This is a genomic window from Nocardioides bigeumensis (genome assembly GCF_039531755.1).
GTDB classification, from domain to species: domain Bacteria; phylum Actinomycetota; class Actinomycetes; order Propionibacteriales; family Nocardioidaceae; genus Nocardioides; species Nocardioides bigeumensis.
In genome coordinates, this window is sequence record NZ_BAAAQQ010000019.1 from 1 (window position 1) to 1,085 (window position 1,085).

Consider the following 1,085-nt stretch of genomic DNA (forward strand, 5'->3'; position numbering starts at 1 on the left):
GCCTTCGAGCCGCGATCTCGACGACCCCACACCTCACCGACCACGCTGGACCCAGCCACCGTCGACCTGATCGAGCAGCTGCGCGCACGGCTGGCCACGGCAGGGCTGGACGCCGGACCGGACACCACCGCCTGGCACCTCGCCCACCACCACAAGACCACGGTCTCCACGGCGACCATCAGCCGCTACCTCACCAAAGCAGGCCTGGTCACCCCGGAGCCGAAGAAGCGCCCGAAGTCCTCCTACGTCCACTTCGAGGCAGCGATGCCGAACCAGACCTGGCAATCGGACTTCACCCACTACCGCCTCGCCACCGGCGTCGACGTACAGATCATCAGCTGGCTCGACGACTGCACCCGCTACGCCCTGCACTGCACCGCCCACCGCCGGGTCACCGGCCCCATCGTCACCACGACCTTCAAACAAGCCCTGACCCAGCACGGGATCCCGGCCTCTACCCTGACTGACAACGGGATGGTCTACACAGCGCGGCTTGCTGGCGGTCGCGGCGGACGCAACACCTTCGAACACGAACTCAGGCGCCTGCACGTGGTCCAAAAGAACTCCCGCCCAAGCCATCCGACCACCTGCGGGAAGGTCGAGAGATTCCAACAGACCATGAAGAAGTGGCTGCGCGCCCAACCCGTCCAACCGACAACGATCGCCGATCTCCAGGCCCTGATCGATGCCTTCGTCGATGAGTACAACCACCGCCGCCCACACCGCTCATTACCGCAGCGGGCCACTCCCGCAGCCCGCTACGACACCATGCCCAGGGCTCTGCCCAGCGACTCCCGCGACCCCGACACCCACGACCGGATCCGCCACGACCGCGTCGACAAAGCCGGCTCGGTCACCCTGCGCCACGACGGCCGGCTGCACCACATCGGCATCGGACGAACCTACGAGGGAACCTGCGTCATCCTGCTCGTCCAAGACCTCGAGATCCGGATCGTCAACCCCATCACCGGAGAACTCATCCGCCAACTGACCCTGAACCCACACATCGACTACCAACCCACCGGAGCCCCCAAAGGACCCACCAGGAGACCCCAGAAATGACCACTGCCGGACCCACAGTTGCA

Annotated in this window: 1 protein-coding gene; it reads left to right on the forward strand. The window is 65.8% G+C overall.

All coding sequences use genetic code 11. The annotated features are described in order from the left end of the window. Positions 1-264 precede the first annotated feature (264 nt). A complete protein-coding gene (locus ABD295_RS21100) occupies positions 265-1,062 on the forward strand; it encodes an integrase core domain-containing protein (protein WP_344305831.1) in 798 nt (265 codons plus the stop codon). The last annotated feature ends 23 nt before the right edge of the window (positions 1,063-1,085 follow it).

Coding starts and splice junctions, on each gene's coding strand:
- ABD295_RS21100 (WP_344305831.1), top strand. CDS start 265: ATGCCGAACCAGACCTGGCAATCGGACTTCACCCACTACCGCCTCGCC.